The organism is Streptomyces sp. G45, assembly GCF_049542095.1.
Taxonomy (GTDB): Bacteria; Actinomycetota; Actinomycetes; order Streptomycetales; family Streptomycetaceae; genus Streptomyces.
Genome location: NZ_JBMUZU010000001.1, coordinates 1,924,318 through 1,946,417, shown reverse-complemented (window position 1 = coordinate 1,946,417; position 22,100 = coordinate 1,924,318). Strand labels below are relative to the sequence as shown.

At 73.2% G+C, this 22,100-nt stretch carries 16 protein-coding genes and 4 pseudogenes; 6 read left to right on the top strand and 14 right to left on the bottom strand.

The annotated features are described in order from the left end of the window. Positions 1-23 precede the first annotated feature (23 nt). Together ACOBQU_RS07785 and ACOBQU_RS07780 are read left to right on the top strand one after the other, a co-directional pair. Positions 24-1,496 (top strand): AlkA N-terminal domain-containing protein, encoded by a 1,473-nt coding sequence (locus tag ACOBQU_RS07785; protein ID WP_423625215.1) that lies wholly within the window; start codon positions 24-26, stop codon positions 1,494-1,496. Positions 1,497-1,531: 35 nt separating this feature from the next. Further along, a complete protein-coding gene (locus ACOBQU_RS07780; RefSeq protein ID WP_423625213.1) occupies positions 1,532-2,017 on the top strand; it encodes a methylated-DNA--[protein]-cysteine S-methyltransferase in 486 nt (161 codons plus the stop codon). A gap of 74 nt (positions 2,018-2,091) precedes the next feature. On the opposite strand, the gene ACOBQU_RS07775 is transcribed toward ACOBQU_RS07780, so the two are convergent. Next, positions 2,092-2,586 (bottom strand): NUDIX domain-containing protein, encoded by a 495-nt coding sequence (locus tag ACOBQU_RS07775; RefSeq protein ID WP_423625211.1) that lies wholly within the window; start codon positions 2,584-2,586, stop codon positions 2,092-2,094. Between the two features lie 23 nt (positions 2,587-2,609). Further along, positions 2,610-3,712: pseudogene (locus ACOBQU_RS07770) on the bottom strand (ADP-ribosylglycohydrolase family protein). A 266-nt stretch (positions 3,713-3,978) separates the two neighbouring features. Between ACOBQU_RS07770 and ACOBQU_RS07765 the strand changes: the two are divergent. Continuing rightward, complete coding sequence (locus tag ACOBQU_RS07765; RefSeq protein ID WP_423634326.1) at positions 3,979-5,100, top strand: glycerate kinase; 1,122 nt, start codon at positions 3,979-3,981, stop codon at positions 5,098-5,100. A 172-nt stretch (positions 5,101-5,272) separates the two neighbouring features. Next, positions 5,273-7,306, top strand: coding sequence for an AAA family ATPase (locus tag ACOBQU_RS07760; RefSeq protein WP_423625209.1), 2,034 nt, complete (start codon positions 5,273-5,275; stop codon positions 7,304-7,306). A gap of 14 nt (positions 7,307-7,320) precedes the next feature. On the opposite strand, the gene ACOBQU_RS07755 is transcribed toward ACOBQU_RS07760, so the two are convergent. Continuing rightward, on the bottom strand, positions 7,321-9,063 hold the full coding sequence (locus tag ACOBQU_RS07755; protein ID WP_423625207.1) for a translation initiation factor 2: 1,743 nt from the start codon (positions 9,061-9,063) through the stop codon (positions 7,321-7,323). A 173-nt stretch (positions 9,064-9,236) separates the two neighbouring features. Between ACOBQU_RS07755 and ACOBQU_RS07750 the strand changes: the two genes are divergently transcribed. Then, positions 9,237-9,704 carry a hypothetical protein gene (locus ACOBQU_RS07750; RefSeq protein ID WP_423625205.1) on the top strand — a complete coding sequence of 156 codons (468 nt, stop codon included), beginning with the start codon at positions 9,237-9,239 and terminating at the stop codon, positions 9,702-9,704. 151 nt (positions 9,705-9,855) lie between these two features. On the opposite strand, the gene pssA is transcribed toward ACOBQU_RS07750, so the two are convergent. From pssA to ACOBQU_RS07695, 11 genes and pseudogenes are all read right to left on the bottom strand, one after another. Then, positions 9,856-10,713 carry a CDP-diacylglycerol--serine O-phosphatidyltransferase gene (gene pssA / locus ACOBQU_RS07745; RefSeq protein ID WP_423625203.1) on the bottom strand — a complete coding sequence of 286 codons (858 nt, stop codon included), beginning with the start codon at positions 10,711-10,713 and terminating at the stop codon, positions 9,856-9,858. Further along, positions 10,700-11,356 carry a phosphatidylserine decarboxylase gene (locus tag ACOBQU_RS07740; protein WP_423625202.1) on the bottom strand — a complete coding sequence of 219 codons (657 nt, stop codon included), beginning with the start codon at positions 11,354-11,356 and terminating at the stop codon, positions 10,700-10,702. The genes pssA and ACOBQU_RS07740 overlap by 14 nt, the downstream gene beginning before the upstream one ends. Before the next feature lie 181 nt (positions 11,357-11,537). Next, on the bottom strand, positions 11,538-12,743 hold the full coding sequence (locus tag ACOBQU_RS07735; protein ID WP_423625200.1) for an acyl-CoA dehydrogenase family protein: 1,206 nt from the start codon (positions 12,741-12,743) through the stop codon (positions 11,538-11,540). A gap of 2 nt (positions 12,744-12,745) precedes the next feature. Continuing rightward, on the bottom strand, positions 12,746-13,258 hold the full coding sequence (locus ACOBQU_RS07730; protein ID WP_423625198.1) for a MaoC family dehydratase: 513 nt from the start codon (positions 13,256-13,258) through the stop codon (positions 12,746-12,748). A gap of 95 nt (positions 13,259-13,353) precedes the next feature. Continuing rightward, the gene (locus ACOBQU_RS07725; RefSeq protein WP_423625196.1) at positions 13,354-14,328 is read right to left on the bottom strand and encodes an HpcH/HpaI aldolase/citrate lyase family protein; all 975 of its coding nucleotides are present in this window, start codon (positions 14,326-14,328) and stop codon (positions 13,354-13,356) included. Continuing rightward, complete coding sequence (locus ACOBQU_RS07720; protein ID WP_423634324.1) at positions 14,325-14,945, bottom strand: cobalamin-dependent protein; 621 nt, start codon at positions 14,943-14,945, stop codon at positions 14,325-14,327. Before ACOBQU_RS07720 ends, ACOBQU_RS07725 begins: the two co-directional genes overlap by 4 nt. After that, a pseudogene (locus ACOBQU_RS07715) lies at positions 14,928-15,068 on the bottom strand (methylmalonyl-CoA mutase); the annotation flags it as partial. The gene ACOBQU_RS07720 and the pseudogene ACOBQU_RS07715, both read right to left, overlap by 18 nt. After that, a pseudogene (locus tag ACOBQU_RS07710) lies at positions 15,050-16,375 on the bottom strand (methylmalonyl-CoA mutase family protein); the annotation flags it as partial. The pseudogenes ACOBQU_RS07715 and ACOBQU_RS07710, both read right to left, overlap by 19 nt. A gap of 17 nt (positions 16,376-16,392) precedes the next feature. Then, positions 16,393-17,730 (bottom strand): crotonyl-CoA carboxylase/reductase, encoded by a 1,338-nt coding sequence (ccrA, locus tag ACOBQU_RS07705; protein ID WP_423625194.1) that lies wholly within the window; start codon positions 17,728-17,730, stop codon positions 16,393-16,395. 612 nt (positions 17,731-18,342) lie between these two features. Next, positions 18,343-19,161 (bottom strand): TetR family transcriptional regulator, encoded by an 819-nt coding sequence (locus ACOBQU_RS07700; protein WP_423625192.1) that lies wholly within the window; start codon positions 19,159-19,161, stop codon positions 18,343-18,345. 118 nt (positions 19,162-19,279) lie between these two features. Beyond that, on the bottom strand, positions 19,280-21,106 hold the full coding sequence (locus tag ACOBQU_RS07695; RefSeq protein WP_423625190.1) for a 3-hydroxyacyl-CoA dehydrogenase family protein: 1,827 nt from the start codon (positions 21,104-21,106) through the stop codon (positions 19,280-19,282). Between the two features lie 368 nt (positions 21,107-21,474). Here ACOBQU_RS07695 and ACOBQU_RS07690 point away from each other — a divergent pair. Further along, a pseudogene (locus ACOBQU_RS07690) lies at positions 21,475-22,094 on the top strand (HEAT repeat domain-containing protein). Positions 22,095-22,100: the final 6 nt, after the last annotated feature.

Genomic DNA, 22,100 nt, shown 5'->3' with positions numbered 1-22,100 from the left:
CGCACGGAGACTTCGAGCGCTGTGTGCGGGCCGTGCGGTCCAAGGACGCGCGGTTCGACGGCTGGTTCTTCACCGCCGTACTGACCACCCGGATCTACTGCCGACCGAGCTGCCCGGTGGTGCCGCCCAAGCCGGAGAACATGACCTTCTACCCGAGCGCCGCCGCCTGCCAGCAGGCCGGGTTCCGGGCCTGCAAGCGGTGCCGCCCGGACAGCAGCCCGGGCTCGCCCGAGTGGAACCAGCGCGCCGACGCCGTCGCCCGCGCCATGCGCCTGATCAGCGACGGCGTCGTCGACCGCGAGGGCGTACCCGGGCTCGCCGCCCGCCTCGGCTACAGCACCCGCCAGGTCGAGCGCCACCTGCTCGCCGAACTCGGCGCGGGCCCGCTCGCCCTCGCCCGCGCCCAGCGCGCGCAGACCGCCCGGCTGCTCATCGAGACCACCGCGCTGCCCATGGCGCGGATCGCCTTCGCGGCGGGCTTCTCCTCGATCCGCACGTTCAACGACACCGTCCGTGAGGTCTTCGCCCTCGCCCCCGGCGAGCTGCGCGCCCGCGCCGCGAAGCGCCGCGACACCGGCGCCCCCAGCGCGCCCACCGAGGACGGCGCGCCCGGCACGCTCACCCTGCGGCTGCCGTTCCGCGCCCCGCTGAACCCCGACAACCTCTTCGGCCACCTCATCGCCACCGCCGTCCCCGGAGCCGAGGAGTGGCGCGACGGCGCCTACCGCCGCACGCTGCGGCTGCCGTACGGGCACGGCATCGTCGCCCTCACCCCGCGCCCCGACCACATCGGCTGCCGCCTCACGCTCAGCGACCCGCGCGACCTGACCCTCGCCATCAGCCGCTGCCGCCGCCTGCTCGACCTGGACGCCGACCCCGTCGCCGTGGACGACCAGCTGCGCGCCGACCCGCTGCTCGCCCCGCTCGTCGACAAGGCGCCGGGGCGCCGGGTGCCGCGCACCGTGGACGAGGCCGAGTTCGCCGTGCGCGCCGTCCTCGGGCAGCAGGTCTCCACGGCCGCCGCCCGCACCCACGCCGCGCGCCTGGTCACCGCCCACGGCGAGCCGGTCGACGACCCGGAGGGCGGCCTCACCCACCTGTTCCCGGCGCCCGAGGCGCTCGCCGCGCTCGACCCGGACACCCTCGCGCTGCCCCGCAGCCGCCGCACCACCCTGACCACGCTGGTGCGCCACCTCGCCGACGGCAGCCTCCGGCTCGGCGTCGAGAACGACTGGGAGCGGGCCCGCGCCCAGCTCGCGGAGCTGCCCGGCTTCGGCCCCTGGACGACGGAGGTCATCGCGATGCGGGCGCTCGGCGACCCCGACGCCTTCCTGCCGTCCGACCTCGGCGTGCGGCGCGCCGCCCAGGGGCTCGGCCTGCCGCACACGCCCGCCGCGCTCACCGCCCGCGCGGCGGCCTGGCGCCCGTGGCGCGCGTACGCCGTCCAGTACCTGTGGGCCACCGACGACCACCCCATCAACCACATCCCCGCCTGACGCGCCCAGAGCCCCCGCAGCCCCGAGGACCCCTGATGCACCGCACGCACACCGTCATCGACAGCCCCTACGGGCCGCTCACCCTCGTCGCCACCGACGGCACCCTCAGCGGCCTGTACATGACCGAGCAGCGTCACCGCCCCGCCGAGGAGACCTTCGGCGACCGCGACCCGGACGCCTTCGGGGAGGCCACGGCCCAGCTCAACGCCTACTTCGCGGGCGACCTGAAGGAGTTCGACCTGCCGCTGCGCCTGGACGGCACCCCGTTCCAGCGCACGGTCTGGCAGCAGCTCCTGACGATCCCCTACGGCGAGACCCGTACGTACGGGCAACTGGCCGACGCCCTGGGCAACCCCGCCGCGTCCCGCGCGGTCGGCCTCGCCAACGGCAAGAACCCCATCGGCGTCATCGTCCCCTGCCACCGCGTCGTCGGCGCGAACGGGAGCCTCACCGGCTACGGCGGCGGCCTCGACCGCAAGCGGCGGCTGCTGGAGTTCGAGAGCGGCGCGGCACTGTTCTGAGCGCCCGAGCCGGAGCCGCCGCCCCGGCACCGCGCAGTCCCCGGGGCCATCCGACGACTCGGCCCGCCCCGGCGTCAGCCGACCCGGCGCCCGTCCTCCAGCTCCACCGCGCCCCCGCCCGCCTCCAGCGCGTCGAGCGCGACGAGCACGCGGCGCGCGAGCCGCTCCGGCAGATACGCCGACAGCTCCTCGCGCGCCACCAGGCGCCAGGACAGCAGCTCCTCCTCCTGGAGCCGGATCGACGCGAACCGCTCGTCGCCGAGCACCCCGCCGTCGTACAGATACGCCACCAGCGGCGGCCGCTCGTCGGTGCCCGGCACCCAGTCCACGGCCAGCAGCCCGCCAAGCTCCAGGTCGAGCCCGACCTCCTCGACGGTCTCGCGCCGCGCGCCCTGCCGCGGGGACTCGCCGTCGTCCGACTCGACGGTCCCGCCCGGAAGCGCCCACCCCTCACGGTAGTTGGGCTCGACGAGCAGCACGCGACCCGCCCGGTCACGGATGAGGGCGGCGGCGCCGACGAGGACGCGGGGGAGGCCCGCGATGTAGGTGGCGAAGTCGAGAGTGGTCACGAGGGGAAGGGTAGCGGCGCCGATCACTCGTCGGCGAAAGCGGATGAGTCCGCCGCATCACCCGACGTCCCGGCCGATTCCAGAGACACCCTGGCCAATTCGGTCGTACGGGACGCGAGTTCGCTGACGCGCGCCCCGTCGTACCCGAACACCGCGCTCCTGACGCGGTCCTGGAGCGGCTCGCGCCACTGCGCGGGCAGCGCCGCGGCGCCGCACCGCACGCCCGCGACCGAACCGGCGGTCGCCCCGTTGGAGTCCGTGTCCAGGCCGCCGCGCACCGTCAGGGCGATGGTGCGCGTGAAGTCCCCCTCGCCGTACGCGAGTCCGGCCGTGAGGACGGCGACGTTCGGCACCGCGTGGATCCACCCGAGCCCGGCCGTCTCCCGCTCCATCGTGGCGAGGGTCTCCGACCAGTCGAGACCGGCCCCGTGCAGGGCGAGCACGCGCCGCACCGTGCGCGCGACGCGGCTGCCCGCCGGGATCACGGCGAGCGCCCCGGACACGGCGTCCCGCACGGTCGGCGCGGTGAACGCCCCCGCGACGAGCGCCGCCGCCCACATCGCCGCGTACACGCCGTTGCCGGTGTGCGACAGGACCGCGTCGCGGCGGGCGAGCGCCGCCGCACGGCGCGGGTCGCCCGGACAGGTCCAGCCGAAGACGTCGGCGCGGATCAGCGCGCCGATCCAGTCCTGGTACGGGTTGTCGTACGTCGCTGTCAGCGGCGGCCTGAGGCCGTTCACGAGGTTGCGGTACGCCGCGCGCTCCGCCGTGAACGTCTGGCGGTAGGGCAGCCGCGCCAGCCACAGCTCGCCCACCTGCTCCGTGGTGAACGCGAAGCCGTGCGTCCGCAGCAGCTCAAGGCCGAGGATCGCGTAGTCCACGTCGTCGTCCCGGCAGCTGCCGTCGATCCGCCCGCGCACGCACCGCGGCCACTCGGGGCGCAGCTCGAAGCCGGTCGCGCCCGGCGGGGAGCGGGCAGGTAGTCGGTGAGCGGGAGGGCGTCCGTGAGCCGCAGGTAGCGGTCGATGCGGTCGCGGGTCCAGTGGTCGCCGCGCTCGACGGGCTTGCCCAGCATGTTGCCCGCGATCCGGCCGAGCCAGCCGCCGTGGACACGGTCCGCGAGCATCGCGGCGGTGGCGGCAGGCGCGGCGGGTGCGGCGGGCGTGGGGCCTCGTGGCGTCGGCGTCATGCGTCCGGTGTACCCGATTCCCGGCCCCGGCGCGCCCCGCCGACCGACACCCGAACACCCCTGGGCAGGGCGCCCGCCCTGCGGTTATGGTCGCAGCGGCGCGACTGCCTTGACATGCGCAAGGCTGGAAGCAAGGGGATTGATAGGTGGCGGACGCTCCCATCACGGCGGAACACGACACGGCGCCCGGCGACGGCGGGCACGTGCTGATCGCGGCGGACAAGTTCAAGGGGTCGCTCACGGCCGTGCAGGTCGCGCGGCGCGTGACCGCGGGCCTGCGGGCCGTCGTACCGGACCTGCCGGTGCGGGCGCTGCCCGTCGCCGACGGCGGCGACGGCACGGTCGACGCGGCGGTCGCCGCCGGGTTCGAGCGCCGCGAGGTGCGGGTCACGGGCCCGCTCGGCACCGAGGTCACCGCGGCGTACGCGCTGCGCGAGCGCACCGCCGTCGTGGAGATGGCCGAGGCCTCGGGCCTCCAGCGGCTGCCGGACGGCGTGTTCGCGCCGCTCACGGCGACGACGTACGGCACGGGCGAACTGCTGGGCGCCGCCCTGGACGCGGGCGCGCGCACCGTCGTCTTCGGAGTCGGCGGCAGCGCCACGACCGACGGCGGCGCGGGCATGCTGGCCGCGCTCGGCGCCCGCTTCCTGGACGCCGACGGCGCGCCCGTGGCGCCCGGCGGCGGCCCGCTGCGGCACCTGGCGTCCGCCGACCTGTCCGGGCTCGACCCGCGGCTCGCGGACACCGAGATCGTCCTCGCCAGCGACGTCGACAACCCGCTGACCGGCCCCAAGGGCGCCGCCGCGGTGTACGGGCCGCAGAAGGGCGCCACCGAGGAGGACGTCGCCGCCCTCGATACGGCCCTCGCCCACTTCGCCCGGGTCCTGGGGCGGACCCTGGGCCCCCGGGCGCTCGACCACGCCGACGCGCCGGGCGCAGGGGCGGCGGGCGGCATCGGCTACGGGGCGCTCGTCGCGCTCGGCGCCTCCTTCCGGCCCGGCATCGACGTCATGCTCGACGTCCTCGGCTTCGCGCCCGCGCTCGCCGGTGCCCGCCTCGTCATCACCGGCGAGGGCTCCCTCGACGAGCAGACCCTCCACGGCAAGGCCCCCGCCGGGGTGGCCGCCGCGGCCCGCGCCGCGGGCGTCGAGGCCGTCGCGGTCTGCGGGCGCCTCGCGCTGCCGCCCCAGGCGCTCGGCGCCGCCGGTATCCGCAGGGCGTACGCCCTCACCGACATCGAGCCGGACGTCACCCGCTGCGTGGCCGAGGCGGGCCCCCTCCTGGAACGCCTCGCGGCGCGCGTCGCCCGGGACTTCCTGAACTGACCCCGCGCCGCCGCGTGCCACGGACCCGCCGCAACGGCGGGAATCCGCCCGGCCGCGCCTCTAGAGTGCGAGGTGGCGCGGCCACGCGCCCGGAACGGGCCCCGGCGGGGCGTGAGGTCCGCACGCCCCGCCGGGGCGGGTGCCACTGCGACCAGAAGGGCGAGACGGGCACATGAGGGTGGAACTTCCGCCGGAACCGGCGTACTTCGTCGACCGCGACGAGCAGCGGGAGCGCGTCCTGCGGGAGGTGGACGCGTGGACCGGGCGCTCCCGGCCCCTCGTGGTGACCCTCAGCGGCCCCGGAGGCATGGGGAAGACGGAGCTGGCCCGGCTGCTCGCCCGCGTGCTGCGGGACCGCTTTCCCGACGGCGTCCTCTCCGTCGACCTCGACGACTTCCGCCTCGGCGGCGTCATGGACCCCGGAGACGTGCTGGCGCAGCTCCTTGAGTCCCTGGACGTGGAACCGCAGTTCGTCGCGGCACGGTTCGCGGACCGCTGCCGCCAGTACTGGGACCGGACCTCCGCCGCGAAACTGCTGGTGATCGTGGACAACGCGCGGTACGCCTCGGAGGTCGTCCCGCTGCTTCCGGCGTCGGGCGACAGCCTCGTGCTCGTCACCAGCCACGGCCCGCTGTACGACCTGGAGGACGGGGCCGCCGTCGGGCTCACCCTGCCGCCGCTGGAGGAGTGGGCCGCGACGGAGCTGCTCGGGCTGATCGTCCGGGACGACCGGCTCGCCGCCGACCCCGACGCGGTGCGCGCCCTGGTGCGCGTGTGCGAGGGCCTGCCCGCGGCCCTGCGCGTCGCCGGAGCCTGGGTCCGCGCACACCGGCTGCGCCCGCTGTCCCGGCTCGTCCCGCAGCTTCGGGGAGAGCTGGAGAGCAAGGGCGTCGCCGATGTGGAGCGGATCTGGGACACCGTGTACGACGGCCTGTCGCCCACCGCGGCCCAGCTGTACCGCCTGCTGCCGCACCACCCCGGCGCGACGTTCACCCAGGAGTCGGCGACCGCCCTGCTGGGCCTCGGGCCGGAGGCCTGCGAGGACGCCCTGGAGGAACTGGACCGGGCGGGGTTACTCGACCTGCGCGCCGTGCTGGGCGCGGGCGACGGCAGGATGCGACTGCCCGGGCCCCTGCGCGCGCACGCCGTGCGCCGCTCGCGCCGGGACGCCCGGGAAGGGGAGCCGGACGAGGCGCTGCCGCGGCTGCTGCGCTGGTTCGTCCGGCAGGCACAGCGGGCCGACCGGTTCGCCGCGGGCCGCCGTCTGACCGTGGTGGACGAGTTCGCCGCCGTGACCGGCGCGCCGGACGCCCCGCTGGAGGACCCCCAGGCGACCACGGACCCGGACCTCAGGGCCGAGCGCTCCGACCGCGCGTCGCGCTGGCTGTACGAGGAGCGCCACGCCGTCTTCGCCGCCCTGCGGCTGGCCCACGAGCGGAAGCTGGACGCGGAGGCCGTCGCCCTGTCCGAGGCCGTGTGGACGTACGCCCTCGACCACCCCCACCAGTCCGACGTCATCGGCCTGTTCCAGCTCGCCGTGGACTCCGCGGTCCGGGACGGCACGCGGCCCGCGTGGCTGGCGCGGACGCGCTGCCAGCTCGCCCGGCACCTCTGGCAGAGCGGACGGCTGAGCGAGGCGGAGCGCCAGCTCGACCGGGCCGAGGAGACCTGCGCCCTGCTGGGGGCGGACGAACGCGACCGCAAGCTTGCCGCGTCGGTCATCGAGTTCCGCGGCATGCTCAACGGGGCGCGCGGGCAGTGGAGCGCCGCCGCGGCCGACTTCGAGCGCTCCCGGGACCTGCACAGGGCGATCCCCAACCCCTACGGAGCGATGCTGCTGACCTACCGGCTGGGCGAGGCCCGGGCGGAACTCGGCGACCTGGAGACGGCGCACCGCCTGCTGTCCGACGCGCACGAGCGGGCCGCGGAGCTGGGCCGCGAGAGGATGACCCGGCGCACCGGCTTCGCACTCGCCGGGGTGCTGCGCCGACTCGGCCGCACCCAGGAGTCCCGGCCGCTGTACGAGCTGTCGCTGCGCGCCGCCCGCCGACGCGGCTCCGGCTTCGACGAGGCCCGGGTGCACGAGGCGATGGCCGCGCTGGCCCAGTCCGAGGGGCGCACCGCGGACGCCGCGGACCACCGCGCGGCCGCCCTCGGCATCCGGCGCCGCAACGGCCTCAGCGGGGAGGGCGACGGGGCCCCGTAAGCACGAGGCCGGGCCTAGACGGGCTCGGCGGTCTCGGCGGGCGTCGCCGCGCGCAGCAGTACGTCGAAGGCCCGCTCCCCGATGAGGCACGTCAGCCGTGTCGGGGACGCGGGCGGCGCCCCGCGGGTGAGCAGCCAGGCGTGGACGGCCGAGGCCGCGGCGGCCGGGTCGGCGCGCACGATCCGCCCGCCTTCACGGCGGGGCTCGACCTCGACGGCGTACGGCTGCTCGTGGCCGCGGGTCCGCAGCACACAGCGGCCCGACGGCAGGATCGCGGCGGCCGAACGGCAGCCCGGGTACGCGGAGAGCACCTGCCGCGCCCATCCGTCCGCGGTCCAGGACACGCCCGCCTGGTGGGGCGCCGCGGACACCGGGCGCCGGTACAGCAGTCCCGCCGACCGCGTGAGCGGTTCGATCGCGGGCCCGTGCTCCACGGCCAGGTGGTGGCCGGGAGCGCCGATGCCCGCGGGGCGCCGTTCCACGCGCACGCGCTCCGCCGCCACCTCGGCGGTGACGTCGAACGCTGTGGGGGTGCGGTCGGCGGGGCGGGGAGCGGGCAGCGGCCGCGGCGGGCTGCTCACGGGCGGAGGGGTGAGGCCGAGGAGGGCGTACAGCTCGGACCGCAGCCGGTGCAGGGCGCCGCCCTGGTGGGCGAACGCCGCCTGCGCGGCCGCGCGTCCGGTGCCGGGCCGATAGGCCGCCAGGGACTCCTCCAGGGCCTCGGCGCTCCCCAGCCGGGGCACCTGGCGCAGGAGCGTGTCCATGGGGCTGCCGGGGATGAGTTCGGTGCCGCCCTGGTAGGCGCCGATGACGGGCCGGTCCTCGGCGGCGCAGTAGTACAGGGCCGTTGAGCCGTGGTCGGTGATGAGCGCGTCGGCGGCGATGAGGACCGAGGCCCAGTCCTCTCGCGGGTGCGCGAGGACCAGGCCCGCGTCCAGGGCGGGCGCGAGGCGGGCGGACAGCTCGCAGGCGCCGAGGCGGCTGTGCTCGTTGGGGTGGGCCACCAGTGCCAGTTGGTACGCGTCGTACGGAAGGTGCGCGGCCAGCCGGGCGGGCAGGTCGGGGTGGCGCCGCAGCAGCGACTCGGCTCCCCAGGTCGAGGTGAGCACCACGAGCTTCCGCGCCCCGGTGCCCAGGGCCGCGCGGTAGCGCTCCCGCTGGGGGCGGGAGGCGAGGACGCGCTCCAGGGTGGGGTCGCCGATGACCTTGGCGCGGTCGGCAGCGCGCGGATCGGCTGCGGCGAGCCGGGCCACCTGCTCGGGGTGGGCGACCGCGTGCAGCACGATCGGCGCGGTGCCGTCGCTCTCCGGGGCGAGGTGCGCGGGGTCGAGGCCGGACGCCGAGTCGGAGCCCTCACCGGGGATGGACTTGCTGTATCCGGCGCCGTGCGGCAGCAGTACGCGCCGTCCGTGGAGCAGACGCAGGTCGCCCTTGGGGCTGGCGACGAGGATGAGGTCGTACGAGCGGCCGCACGCCTCGCTCCAGGGCACGGTGCGTCCGCCTGCGCCGTCGATGGCGGAGAGCACGTCGGCGTCGAAGTCGGAGCCGGGGACCAGGGTGAACAGGCGGGTGATCCGGTCGTCGCCGGAGAGGGCGGGGAGCGCGTCCAGGAGGCGGTGGAGCGCCACCGTGGAGCGCGCGGCGAGCAGCACCGTCGCCCGTCGCCCGTCGCCCGTCGCCCGTCGCCCGTCGCCCGTCGCCCGTCGCCCGTCGCCCGTCGCCCGTCGCCCGTCGCCCGTCGCGTCAACCTTTCCCATGCTAGTGGGGGAGGGCGGGCGGAATGTGCCGTTTTGGTGAATTGGGGGTGATTCCTGGGCGTCCGGCGACATGATCCGATCGTAACGTCGCCGCCTTCGGAGCCCGCGTGATCCGTGACGCACTCGCGCCGGGCGCCGTGCCGGGCGCGGGGCGGGGCGGAAGGATGGCGGCCATGAGTGAGTGGGGCATCGCGCTGATCGCCGCGGGGTCGGCGGTCGTCGGCAGCGTCGTCACGGGCTGGTTCACGCGCAGTACGGGCGTGCGGCAGGCCGAGGCGGCCCGGCACGCGGGGGACCGGCAGGCGGACGCGCTGCTCGCGTCGGTGCGGCTGACCCTGCGGGGCGCGTCCGAGGAGCGCGCGCTCACGCTCCGGCGGCAGGTCTACGCCGAGTTCCTCGGGGCCGCGGAGGCGCGGATCCTGACGGAGCGGACCGGGCGGGCCCAGGGCGACGAGGCGGCCCTGCTGCAACGGGCCCACGGCGGAGTCGTCCTGGAGGGCCCGGCGGACGTCGTCGCCGCCGCGGGCCGCCTCCTCGACGGCCTGCGCCGCCACGAGCCGCCCGACGCCCTCGACCGCGCGAAGCTGGCCTTCGTCGAGGCGGCCCAGCGGGCCCTGAACGCTCCGGGCCACAGCGGCTGACCCCCGCCGCGCTGGCCCGGGCGGCTGACCCCCGCCGCGACGGGCGCGGAGCAGCAGCGAGCGCCGTGCACGGTCCGTGCACGGCGCTCGCCGGTGTCGCTGTGAAGGGCGCGTGGCGCCGGGCCCGCCCGGCGCCACCGCACGAAGGGGACTACGGCACCTGCGTGGCCCGCGCCTCGCGCCGGTTGTCCCGGAAGTTGTTCACCCGCCGCGCCGTGGCGAAGAGGGGGATCACCGCGCCGAGGACGAGCTGGAGGGCGCAGCCGGTCTGGAGCAGCAACTGGCCACCGGGCGCGTCGAAGGCCCACGCCGCGAGCAGCCCCATGGCCGAGACGATCCACGCCAGCATCGCCACCGCGAGGGGCCCCCGCGGCTTCGGGTACTCGACGCGGCTGACCATCAGCCAGGCCGTGCCGAGGATGGCGAGCAGCGTCGCCACGAACGGCAGCTCCAGGAGCACGATCGAGACGACCGTCAGCGCCCCGAAGGGCGAGGGCATCCCCTGGAACACCCCGTCCCGCAGGGTCACGCAGGAGAATCTCGCAAGCCGCAGCACCACCGCCAGCAGCACCACGATCGCCCCGACCGCCGCCACCCGCTGGTGCGCCCCCTCGCCGACCACGCCGTACACCAGCACGAAGTACGCCGGGGCCAGGCCGAAGCTGATCAGGTCGGAGAGGTTGTCCAGCTCCGCGCCCATCGGCGACGACCGCAGCTTGCGCGCCACGAGGCCGTCGAACAGGTCGAAGACCGCGGCGCACAGCATCAGGATCACGGCCGTGGCGGCGCTGTTGCGGGCCATGCCGGACTCGTCACCCGTGAGGTGCGGGATGAGGATGCCGGTGGTGGTGAAGTACACCGCCATGAAACCGCACGTGGCGTTGCCGAGCGTGAGCGTGTCCGCTATCGACAGGCGCAGCGACAGCGGCATCTCCTCGTCGGCGTCGTCCACGGCATCGGCGGCCTCGGGCACCCAGCCCGCCGGTGTCTCGGGATCAGTCACGGTCAATGCGAGTCACCCCAGCCACGGTCTTCTGCCCCACCTCGACGTCCACCTCGACGCCCTCGGGCAGGTAGAGGTCGACGCGTGAGCCGAAGCGGATCAGGCCGATGCGCTCACCCTGCTCCACCTTGGTGCCCTGCGGCACGTACGGCACGATGCGCCGCGCCACCGCACCGGCGATCTGGATCATCTCGATGTCACCGAGCTCGGTGTCGAAGTGCCAGACGACGCGCTCGTTGTTCTCGCTCTCCTTGTTGAAGGCGGGGACGAAGCCGCCCGGGATGTGCTCCACGGACGTCACCGTCCCGGCCAGGGGAGCGCGGTTGACGTGGACGTTCAACGGGCTCATGAAGATCGCGACGCGGGTGCGCCCGTCCTTCCACGGCATGATGCTCTGTACGACGCCGTCGGCGGGAGAGATGACCCTGCCCGGGGTGATCTCGCGCTCCGGGTCGCGGAAGAACCACAGCATGCCCGCCGCGAGCGCGGTGGTGGGAACGGCGAGGGCCGCGGCCCCCTTGGACCGGCGCGCGCGGGCCAGGCTGAGTGCCGCGGTGGCGACGGTCGGCAGGAGCCACGGCGATGCTCCGCGCGCGAGGCGTACGCCAGCGAGGCTGTCGCGAGGTGCAGAGGTTTGGCTGTGGGGCATGGATGACCTTCGTAGCGGATGATGCCGCACTGCGTACGGGGGACGGCGGCTTTCCCGGGATCGTATCGGTTGCGAGCCACAACTGGGCAAGCCAGGAAGCCGAGTCGGCCGCCCGCGGGTGCTGACAGGGTGTGATCTTCTTCTCGATAGGATCTCGAAGAAATCACCCCAAGCCGGACATTCAGCCCTGGAATCGATACTCTTCGAGGAGTCGTCGGCCAATGATCATTTTCTGGATCTCGGCGGTACCTTCACCGATCAGCAGCATCGGTGCCTCGCGGTAGAGACGCTCGATCTCGTACTCCTTCGAGAAGCCGTAGCCACCGTGGATCCGGAACGCGTCCTCTACGACTTCCTTGCAGTATTCGGACGCCAGGTACTTCGCCATTCCCGCTTCGAGGTCGTTTCGCTCCCCGGAATCCTTTTTGCGTGCTGCGTTCACCATCATCGCATGGGCGGCCTCGACCTTGGTAGCCATCTCCGCGAGCTTGAACTGAATCGCCTGGTGCTGGGCGATCGGCTTGCCGAAAGTGTGCCGTTGCTGGGCATATCGGACACCCAGCTCAAAGGCACGCTGTGCGACGCCGCAACCACGCGCCGCTACGTTCACGCGGCCGACCTCGACGCCGTCCATCATTTGGTAAAACCCCCGGCCGGTGACGCCGCCGAGGACGCGATTGGCCGGAATGCGCAGGCCGTCCATGATGAGCTCGGTCGTGTCGACGCCCTTGTAACCCATCTTGTCGATCTTTCCGGGAATGGTCAGACCCGGGCGGACCTCACCGAAGCCCGGCTCCTTCTCCACCAGGAAGGTCGTCATCGACTTGTGGGGCGCGGTCCCCTCGGGGTGTCCTTCGTCACTTCTGACGAGCACGGCGACCAGCGTTGACGTCCCGCCGTTGGTCAGCCACATCTTCTGGCCGTCCAGGACGTACTCGTCGCCGTCCCTGACCGCCTTCGACGTGATCGCCGACACGTCCGAGCCGAGCCCCGGCTCCGACATCGAGAACGCGCCCCGCACCTCGCCCGTCGCCATGCGTGGCAGGAAGTGGTCCTTCTGCTCCCGCGTCCCGTGCTGCTTGAGCATGTACGCCACGATGAAGTGGGTGTTGACGATGCCGGAGACCGACATCCAGCCGCGCGCGATCTCCTCCACGCACAGCGCGTACGTCAGGAGCGACTCGCCGAGGCCCCCGTACTCCTCCGGGATCATCAGGCCGAACAGGCCCAACTCCTTGAGCCCGTCCACGATCGCCTGCGGGTACTCGTCGCGGTGCTCAAGCTCCGTGGCGACCGGGATGATCTCCTTGTCGACGAAGTCACGGACGGTGGCCAGGATTTCCCGCTGGACGTCGGTGAGGCCGTGGGTCTGGGCGAGTCGGCTCATGGCTACTTCTCCTGGGTCTTCGGCTCCGGGCGGCCGGGCTGCTCGCCGCCGCGCTCCTTGATGTACGTCTCGGTCGGCACCATCACCTTGCGCCGGAACACGCAGACCAGCGTGCCGTCCTGCTTGTAGCCCCGCGTCTCCACGTGGACGATGCCGCGGTCCGACTTCGACCGCGACGGCGTCTTGTCGAGGACCGTCGTCTCGCCGTAGATCGTGTCGCCGTGGAACGTCGGCGCCACGTGCTTGAGCGACTCGATCTCCAGGTTCGCGATCGCCTTCCCGGACACGTCCGGCACGGACATGCCGAGCAGCAGCGAGTAGACGTAGTTGCCCACGACGACGTTCTTCCCGAAGTCCGTCGTCGTCTCCGCGTAGTTGCTGTCCAGGTGCAGCGGGTGGTGGTTCATGGTGAGCAGGCAGAAGAGGTGGTCGTCGTACTCGGTGACCGTCTTGCCGGGCCAGTGCCGATAGACGTCACCGACCGTGAACTCCTCGTATGTGCGGCCGAACTGCATGGTGCTGCCCTCCGGGGCGAGGTCTGCCAGGCCCCCGCGGGGGCCTGGAAAGGACGGGGAACGGGGCTTCGGGCCCCGAACTGCTCGATGCCGTGTCAGTCCGAGGGCGCCTCGAACGTGGACGTGCGGCGCATGCCCGCCGCACGGCCCTTGCCCGCGATGACCAGGGCCATCTTCCGGCTCGCCTCGTCGATCATCTCGTCGCCGAGCATCGCCGAGCCCTTCTTGCCGCCCGCCTCGGACGTGTAGTACGCGTACGCGTCCAGGATCAGCTCGGCGTGGTCGTAGTCCTCCTGGGACGGCGAGAACACCTCGTTGGCGGCCTCCACCTGGCCCGGGTGCAGCACCCACTTGCCGTCGAAGCCGAGGGCGGCGGCGCGCTGGGCGACCTCGCGGTAGCCGTCGACGTTCTTGATCTGGAGGAAGGGGCCGTCGATCGCCTGGAGGTCGTGGGTGCGGGCGGCCATCAGGATGCGCATCAGGATGTAGTGGTACGCGTCCGCCGGGTAGCCGGGCGGCTGCATGCCCACGACGAGCGACTTCATGTTGATCGACGCCATGAAGTCGGCCGGGCCGAAGATGATCGTCTCAAGACGTGACGAGGCACCGGCGATCTCGTCAACATTGACCAGACCCTTCGCGTTCTCGATCTGCGCCTCAATGCCGATCCGCCCGACCTCAAGGCCCATCGTCTTCTCGATCTGCGTCAGCAGCAGGTCAAGGGCCACCACCTGCTGGGCGTCCTGCACCTTGGGCAGCATGATGCAGTCAAGATTGACGCCCGCGCCCTCAACAACGGTCACGACATCGCGGTACGTCCACTCCGTCGTCCAGTCGTTGACGCGCACCACCCGTGTCTTGCCCGTCCAGTCGCCCTCGTTGAGGAACTTGACGATGGTGTGCCGCGCCTCCGGCTTGGCGAGCGGCGCGCACGCGTCCTCCAGGTCGAGGAAGACCTGGTCGGCGGGCAGGCCCTGGGCCTTCTCCAGGAAGCGGGGGTTGGAACCGGGGACCGCGAGGCAGGAGCGGCGCGGGCGGAGCCGGTTCACGGCCGGGGACTGCTGGGTCATGCGGGGACCTCCAGGGGGTCGAGGTGGTTCGCTGTCCGGATCTCGTCGACGATACGGCCGATGATCTCCGTGATGCCGAAGTCCTTGGGGGTGAACACGGCGGCCACACCCGCCGCCCTCAGGTCCTCGGCGTCGCTGCTGGGGATGATGCCGCCCGCGATCACGGGGATGTCGTGGGCCCCGGCGGCGCGCAGCCGGGTCAGGACGTCCGGCACGAGCTGCGCGTGCGAGCCGGACAGGATCGACAGGCCCACGGCGTGCACGTCCTCCGCGAGCGCCGCGTCGACGATCTGCTCGGGCGTGAGCCGGATGCCCTGGTAGACGACCTCGAACCCGGCGTCACGGGCGCGCACCGCGATCTGCTCGGCGCCGTTGGAGTGCCCGTCGAGGCCCGGCTTGCCCACCAGGAAGCGGAGCTTGCCGGTGCCGAGGTCGGCGGCCGTCTTCTCCACCTTCTCGCGCACCAGGGCCAGCGGCGTGCCCGCCTCCGCGGTGACGGCCACCGGCGCCCCGGAGACGCCCGTCGGCGCCCGGAACTCCCCGAAGACCTCTCGCAGGGCGCCCGCCCACTCGCCGGTGGTCACCCCGGCGCGGGCGCACTCCAAGGTGGCCTCCATCAGGTTGCCGGTCCCGGCCGCGACCTCCTTGAGCCGGTCCAGGGTCTGCCGCACGGTCGGGTAGTGGAACGGGTCGCCGCCGCCCTGCCGGTCCGAGGACTCCTGCCGCGTGGCGCGCCACTCCCTGACCGCCGCCACCACGCGGGCCTCGACCGCCGGGTCGACCGTCATGATCGCCGTGTCCAGGTCGGCGGTGAGGGGCTCGGCTCCGTCGACTCGAAGACGTTGACGCCCACGATCTTGTCGTCGCCCGCCTCGATGCGCGCCCTGCGCTCCGCGTGCGACGCCACCAGCTGCGCCTTCAGATAGCCGGACTCCACGGCGGCCATCGCGCCGCCCATCTGCTCGATGCGGTCCATCTCCTCAAGGCACTCCTCGACGAGCGCGTCCACCTTGGCCTCGATGACGTGCGAGCCCGCGAAGATGTCGTCGTACTCAAGGAGGTCCGACTCGTGCGCGAGGACCTGCTGGATGCGCAGCGACCACTGCTGGTCCCAGGGGCGCGGCAGGCCGAGCGCCTCGTTCCACGCCGGGAGCTGCACCGCCCGCGCGCGGGCGTCCTTCGACAGCGTGACCGCGAGCATCTCCAGGACGATGCGCTGGACGTTGTTCTCCGGCTGCGCCTCGGTCAGGCCCAGCGAGTTGACCTGCACGCCGTAGCGGAACCGCCGCTGCTTGGGGTCGGTGACCCCGTACCGCTCGCGCGTGACCCGGTCCCAGATGCGCCCGAACGCCCGCATCTTGCACATCTCCTCGATGAACCGGACGCCCGCGTTCACGAAGAACGAGATCCGGGCGACCACGTCCCCGAACCTCTCCTCGGGCACCTGCCCGGAGGCGCGCACCGCGTCGAGCACGGCGATCGCCGTGCTCATCGCGTACGCGATCTCCTGCACCGGCGTCGCCCCCGCCTCCTGGAGGTGGTAGGAGCAGATGTTGATCGGGTTCCACTTGGGGATGTGTGCCACCGTGTACGTGATCATGTCGGTGGTCAGGCGGAGGCTCGGCCCCGGTGGGAACACATGGGTGCCGCGCGACAGGTACTCCTTGACGATGTCGTTCTGCGTCGTCCCCTGGAGCTTGCCGATGTCGGCGCCCTGCTCCTCCGCGACGACCTGGTACAGCGCGAGCAGCCACATGGCGGTCGCGTTGATCGTCATGGAGGTGTTCATCTGCTCCAGGGGGATGTCCTGGAACAGCCGCCGCATGTCCCCGAGGTGGGAGACCGGGACGCCGACCCGGCCCACCTCGCCGCGCGCGAGGACGTGGTCGGGGTCGTAGCCGGTCTGCGTCGGCAGGTCGAAGGCGACCGACAGGCCCGTCTGGCCCTTGGCGAGGTTGCGCCGGTACAGCTCGTTGGACGCCTCGGCCGTGGAGTGACCGGCGTAGGTCCGCATCAGCCACGGCCGGTCCTTGTGACGTTCCGTCATGGGTGGGCCCCGCCCCCTCAGACGTCGCGGAAGCGGTTGATGGCGTCCAGGTGCCTGGCGCGCTTCTCCTGGTCGCGCACGCCGAGCCCTTCCTCGGGCGCGAGGGCGAGGACGCCGACCTTGCCCTGGTGCAGGTTGCGGTGCACGTCGTACGCGGCCTGCCCGGTCTCCTCCAGGGGGTAGACCTTCGACAGGGTCGGGTGGATCTTGCCCTTGGCGATGAGCCGGTTGGCCTCCCACGCCTCGCGGTAGTTGGCGAAGTGCGAGCCGATGATGCGCTTCAGGGACATCCACAGGTACCGGTTGTCGTACTCGTGCAGATAGCCCGAGGTGGAGGCGCAGGTGGTGATGGTGCCGCCCTTGCGGGTGACGTACACGGACGCGCCGAAGGTCTCGCGGCCCGGGTGCTCGAAGACGATGTCGATGTCCTCGCCGCCGGTCAGCTCGCGGATGCGCTTGCCGAAGCGCTTCCACTCCTTGGGGTCCTGGGTGCGCTCGTCCTTCCAGAACCTGTAGCCCTCGGCGTTGCGGTCGATGATCGCCTCGGCGCCCATGGCGCGGCAGATCTCCGCCTTCTGCGGGCTGCTCACCACGCAGATGGGGTTGGCGCCCCCGGCGAGCGCGAACTGCGTGGCGTACGAGCCGAGTCCGCCGCTCGCGCCCCAGATCAGGACGTTGTCGCCCTGCTTCATTCCGGCGCCGTTACGGGAGACGAGCTGCCGGTAGGCGGTGGAGTTCACCAGGCCCGGAGCGGCGGCCTCCTCCCAGCTCAGGTGGTCCGGCTTGGGCATGAGCTGGTTGGACTTCACCAGGGCGATCTCGGCGAGGCCGCCGAAGTTGGTCTCGAAGCCCCAGATGCGCTGCTCGGGGTCGAGCATGGTGTCGTTGTGCCCGTCGCTGGACTCCAGCTCCACGGACAGGCAGTGCGCGACGACCTCGTCGCCGGGCCGCCAGGCGTTGACGCCCGGTCCGGTGCGCAGGACGACGCCCGCGAGGTCGGAGCCGATGATGTGGTACGGCAGATCGTGACGCCTGGTCAGATCGCTCAGCTTCCCGTACCGCTCCAGGAAGCCGAAGGTCGGCAGCGGCTCGAAGATCGACGTCCAGACGGAGTTGTAGTTCACGGACGAGGCCATGACGGCCACCAGGGCCTCGCCCGGGCCGAGTTCGGGCACCGGCACCTCGTCCAGGTGCAGGGACTTGCGCGGGTCCTTGTCGCGCGTGGCGAGCCCGGCGAACATCTCGGTCTCGTCCTTGTGCACGGTGATCGCGCGGTACGCGTCGGGCAGCGGCAGCGCGGCGAAGTCGGCGGCCGACGTGTCCGGCGATTGGATCGCGTCCAGGATTTCCTGCATGGGTTGCCTCCGGCGAAGGGCGCCCTGGGCCGGGCGCTCTGAGGGGTACGTCGGGGTGGTCCTTGGAAAAGCGGAGAGGGTGCCGTCGGTTCGGCGGAGGTGGAGCGGTGTGCGAGGTGCTGGCGGCGCCTTTGGTGGGACGCGGGGTGCCTGTGACGCAGGCGTCCGGGCGCGCGGGACCGTGGTCCGCGGGGACAGTTCGGGGGCGGGGTTTTCCCGTCCTCCGGTCGCCCGGACGACATCAACGTATGACACCGCGTGCCAGTCGGCAAGACACTCAGTGCCAACAATTTCTCTCAATTGTCAGCGGGTGGGTTCATCTGAGCGATGATCGATCATTGCAGGTCAGGGGTGGTTTCCCTCGCGGGGGCGCCCCAGACCCGCCCCTTCCCGAACCAGGGGCTGCCGCCCCTGGCACCCCGCTTCATTGCCGCTTCGCGGCTCGTCCTCAAGCGCCGGACGGGCTGAAAACAGACCACCCGCCCAGAAAGGGGCGGGTGGGCGGGGATCACGGAGAGCCGACAACGGCGAGAAGGCGGGGGACCAGCCCGTCCGGCGCTTGAGGACGAGCCGCGAAGCGGCGACGGGACGGCACAGGGCGCCTCCGCCAGGTCAGCGGCGCAGGGCCTTCTCGATCGTCCGCATGACCTCGTCGAGCGGGGCGTCCGTGCGGGCCACCGCGACCAGCACCTCCCCGCCGTCGGACACGGTCGCCGCCCCGGCGGGCGCCGCGTCCCGCCCGGCCCCGATGCCCGTGCCGAAGGTCCGCCGCACGATGCCGAAGGCGTGGTCGAGCTGGGCCTCCACGTCGCCCTGCCCCCCGGCCCGCAGCCACCGCCGCAGCACGTGGTTGTGGGCCGTGACGACGGCCGACGCGGCGACCTCGGCGAGCAGCGGGTCGTCGTTGCCGTGGTGGTGCGCGTGCTCGTCGAAGTGGCCGAGCAGATAGCGCGTGAAGAGCCGTTCGTAGCGCGCCACGGAGGCGATCTCGCGCTCCCGGAGCGTCGGCACCTCCCGTGTGAGCCGGTACCGCTCCACGGAGACGGCGGGCGAGGCCGCGTACATCTTCATGACTTCCTTGATGCCGCGGCACACGGTGTCGAGGGGGTGCTCGTGGGCGGGGGCGGCGTTGAGGACGGCCTCCGCGCGGATCAGGGTGTCGTCGTGGTCGGGGAAGATCGCCTCTTCCTTGGACCGGAAGTGGCGGAAGAAGGTGCGCCGGGCGACCCCGGCGGCGGCGGCGATCTCGTCGACGGTCGTCGCCTCGTACCCCTTGGTCGCGAACAGCTCCATGGCCGCGGCCGCCAGCTCACGGCGCATTTTGAGCCGCTGCGCGGCGGCACGGCTGCCCGCGGCGCTCTCCGGAGCGTCGGGCGTAGCGGTCGTACGAGAGGACTTGGCGGCCTTGGACATGCCCTGAACGTACTGCATGTGCGCAGGCGAGTGCGCCCGCGGGACGGGGCTGCCCGACGGTTCGAGCAGCCCGCCCCAGTCCGCGCGCCCGGCGCGCACCGCGCCGTACGCGCCAGTGCCCGCCGGTCCGTCCGGGTCAGCGCCGGGCATGTTCGCGGAAGCCGCGGCCGGTCTTGCGGCCGAGGCAGCCCGCGGCCACCAGGTGTTCCAGGAGCGGCGCGGGCGCGAGGCCGGGCTCGCGGAACTCGCGGTGCAGCACCTTCTCGATGGCGAGCGACACGTCCAGGCCGACGACGTCAAGCAGCTCGAAGGGGCCCATGGGGTAGCCGCCGCCGAGCTTCATCGCCGCGTCGATGTCGTCGAGAGACGCGTAGTGCTCCTGGACCATCTTGATCGCGTTGTTGAGGTACGGGAACAGCAGCGCGTTCACGATGAAACCGGCGCGGTCGCCGCAGTCCACCGGGTGCTTCTTGAGCGTCGCGCACAGCTCGCGGGCCGTGGCGTGCACCTCGTCGGTGGTCAGCACCGTGCGGACCACCTCGACGAGCTTCATGGCGGGCGCCGGGTTGAAGAAGTGCAGGCCGATCACGTCGCCGGGGCGCGAGGTGGCGCGGGCGCAGGCGATCACCGGCAGCGAGGAGGTCGTGGTGGCGAGGACCGCGCCCGGCTTGCAGACCTTGTCCAGGGTCGCGAAGAGCTGCCGCTTGACCTCCAGGTCCTCCGCGACCGCCTCCAGGGCGAGGTCGACGTCCGCGAACGCCTCGTAGGAGCCGCTGGGCGTGATCCGGTCCAGGGTCCTGGCGGCGGCGTCCGCGGTCATGCGGCCCTTGTCGACCGAGCGCGAGAGCGACTTGGCGATCCGGTGCTTGGCCGCGGCCGCCTTCTCCTCGGTGCGGGCGGCGAGCACCACGCCGTACCCGGCCTTCGCGAACACCTCCGCGATGCCGGAGGCCATCGTTCCGGACCCGGCCACGCCGACGGAGCGCACCTCGCGGCCCCGCACCGCCTGCGCGCCCTCGGCCGGGGTCAGCGCGTCGGGCACCACCTCGGCGCTGTCGGGCGCGGCGTACGTGTAGAAGCCGCGGCCCGCCTTGCGGCCGGTCAGGCCCGCCTCGCTGAGCTGCCCCAGGATCGGTGCGGGCGCGTGCAGCCGGTCCTGGGACGCGGCGTACATGGCGTCCAGGACCGTGCGGGCGGTGTCGACGCCGATCAGGTCGAGCAGCGCCAGCGGGCCCATGGGCAGGCCGCAGCCGAGGCGCATCGCCGCGTCGATGTCCTCGCGGCTCGCGTACTTCGCCTCGTACATCGCCGCGGCCTGGTTGAGGTAGCCGAAGAGCAGCCCGTCGGCGACGAAGCCGGGGCGGTCGCCGACCGGGACGGGCTCCTTGCCGAGCGCGAGCGCGAGGTCGGTGACGGCGGCGACGGCCGTCGGCGCGGTGAGCACGGACGACACGACCTCGACGAGCTTCATGGCGGGCGCCGGGTTGAAGAAGTGCAGGCCGAGGACGCGCTCGGGGCGGGCGGACTCGGCGGCGAGCCGGGTCACGGACAGCGCGTTGGTGCCGGTCGCGAGGATCGCGTCGGGGCGCACGACCCCGTCGAGCTCGCGGAAGATCTGCTGCTTGATCTCGTACGACTCCGGGGCGACCTCGATCACCAGGTCGGCGTCCGCCGCGGCGCGCAGGTCGGTGAAGGTGCGGAACCGGGCGAGGGCCTGCTCGCGTCGGCCCTCCGTGAGGCGGCCGCGGCGCACGGCGCGCGCGGTGGACGCCTCCAGGGCGGCGACGGCACGGGCGGCGGCCTGTTCGCTGACGTCGACGCCGATGACCTCGCGGCCCGCGACGGCGAGCACTTCGGCGATGCCGGTGCCCATGGTGCCGAGGCCCACGACGGCGACGGTGGCGAGGGGAGCGGGGGAGGTGCCGGACGACACGGGCGTGGACGAGGACGCGGGAGTGTCCATGCGGGGACTCCAGGAAGTGAGTGACGACTGAGGGGGCGCACGCGCGGGGCGCGCACGAGGGGCGCGCCAGGCACACGGGCACGCGCGCGTGGCGGCCACGCGGGCGGGCGTGAAGTGGCTTACGGCGCGCGGTGGTTGCGCGAGGGGAGAGCCGACGGGCCCTGTCCCGGGGCCGCGCCGTCCTGCGGTACGTGCGTACCGAACCGACAACACTCACGACGGCTGCGTCACCAGGCCGTCAAGAGCTGTGGGAACTAACTGGGGAACTGCGTACGGGGAGTGCGCCCCGCTCACTTGAGATTAACCGGTGAGTAACGAGCGCGCCAGCCCCCGGTGCCTGTGACCTCCGTCGCGACTACGCTCCCCTCATGGATGCGGAGTTGCGGACGGTGACGGATCGCTTACGACGCGAGGCTTCGGCATCGGGGGCGCTGGACGCGTACGGCAGGCTGCTGGCCGTCAGTGACCCCGACGAACTCGCGGGGATGCTCCACGCGGCCGGACAGCCGCTGTGGGCGCGGGAGTTGGCGGCGGTGAAACTCGGCGCGGCGGGGACAAGCGCGCCTTCGAGTCCCTGGTGCTGCTGCTCAACCACCGGGATCCGCCCCGCTGCGCCGCGGCCGCCTACGCGCTCGCCCGGCTCGGCGACCCGCGCACGGCCCGCGCGGCGGCCGCGCTCGCCACGAACGAACTGCGCGTCGCCTACGCCCTGCACCCGGTGCGGCTGCTGACCGAACTGCGGGCCCCGGAGTCCGCCCCGGCCCTGATCATCACGCTCCAGCGGCGCCTGACGCCCAACGACCCCTACAACAAGGTGGCGCTGGCCTGCGTGGAAGGGCTCGGCGCGCTCGGGGACCCGCGGGCCATCCCGGTCCTCAGGGCCGCCTGCGCCCACCCGCGTCTGGCCGCGGCGGCGTCGGCGGCACTCGCACGGGTCTCGGCGTCGGGCCCCGGCGTCGGCTCCCGGCACGGGAAGGGGCGCCGCTGACGCCGG

Excerpts from the sequence above, each read along its gene's own strand:
- ACOBQU_RS07780 (WP_423625213.1), top strand. The coding sequence starts at position 1,532 with ATGCACCGCACGCACACCGTCATCGACAGCCCCTACGGGCCGCTCACC.
- ACOBQU_RS07760 (WP_423625209.1), top strand. The coding sequence starts at position 5,273 with ATGAGGGTGGAACTTCCGCCGGAACCGGCGTACTTCGTCGACCGCGAC.
- ACOBQU_RS07755 (WP_423625207.1), bottom strand. The coding sequence starts at position 9,063 with ATGGGAAAGGTTGACGCGACGGGCGACGGGCGACGGGCGACGGGCGAC.
- ACOBQU_RS07750 (WP_423625205.1), top strand. The coding sequence starts at position 9,237 with ATGAGTGAGTGGGGCATCGCGCTGATCGCCGCGGGGTCGGCGGTCGTC.
- ACOBQU_RS07740 (WP_423625202.1), bottom strand. The coding sequence starts at position 11,356 with ATGCCCCACAGCCAAACCTCTGCACCTCGCGACAGCCTCGCTGGCGTA.
- ACOBQU_RS07735 (WP_423625200.1), bottom strand. The coding sequence starts at position 12,743 with ATGAGCCGACTCGCCCAGACCCACGGCCTCACCGACGTCCAGCGGGAA.
- ACOBQU_RS07730 (WP_423625198.1), bottom strand. The coding sequence starts at position 13,258 with ATGCAGTTCGGCCGCACATACGAGGAGTTCACGGTCGGTGACGTCTAT.
- ACOBQU_RS07725 (WP_423625196.1), bottom strand. The coding sequence starts at position 14,328 with ATGACCCAGCAGTCCCCGGCCGTGAACCGGCTCCGCCCGCGCCGCTCC.
- ACOBQU_RS07720 (WP_423634324.1), bottom strand. The coding sequence starts at position 14,945 with ATGGAGGCCACCTTGGAGTGCGCCCGCGCCGGGGTGACCACCGGCGAG.
- ccrA (WP_423625194.1), bottom strand. The coding sequence starts at position 17,730 with ATGCAGGAAATCCTGGACGCGATCCAATCGCCGGACACGTCGGCCGCC.
- ACOBQU_RS07700 (WP_423625192.1), bottom strand. The coding sequence starts at position 19,161 with ATGCAGTACGTTCAGGGCATGTCCAAGGCCGCCAAGTCCTCTCGTACG.
- ACOBQU_RS07695 (WP_423625190.1), bottom strand. The coding sequence starts at position 21,106 with ATGGACACTCCCGCGTCCTCGTCCACGCCCGTGTCGTCCGGCACCTCC.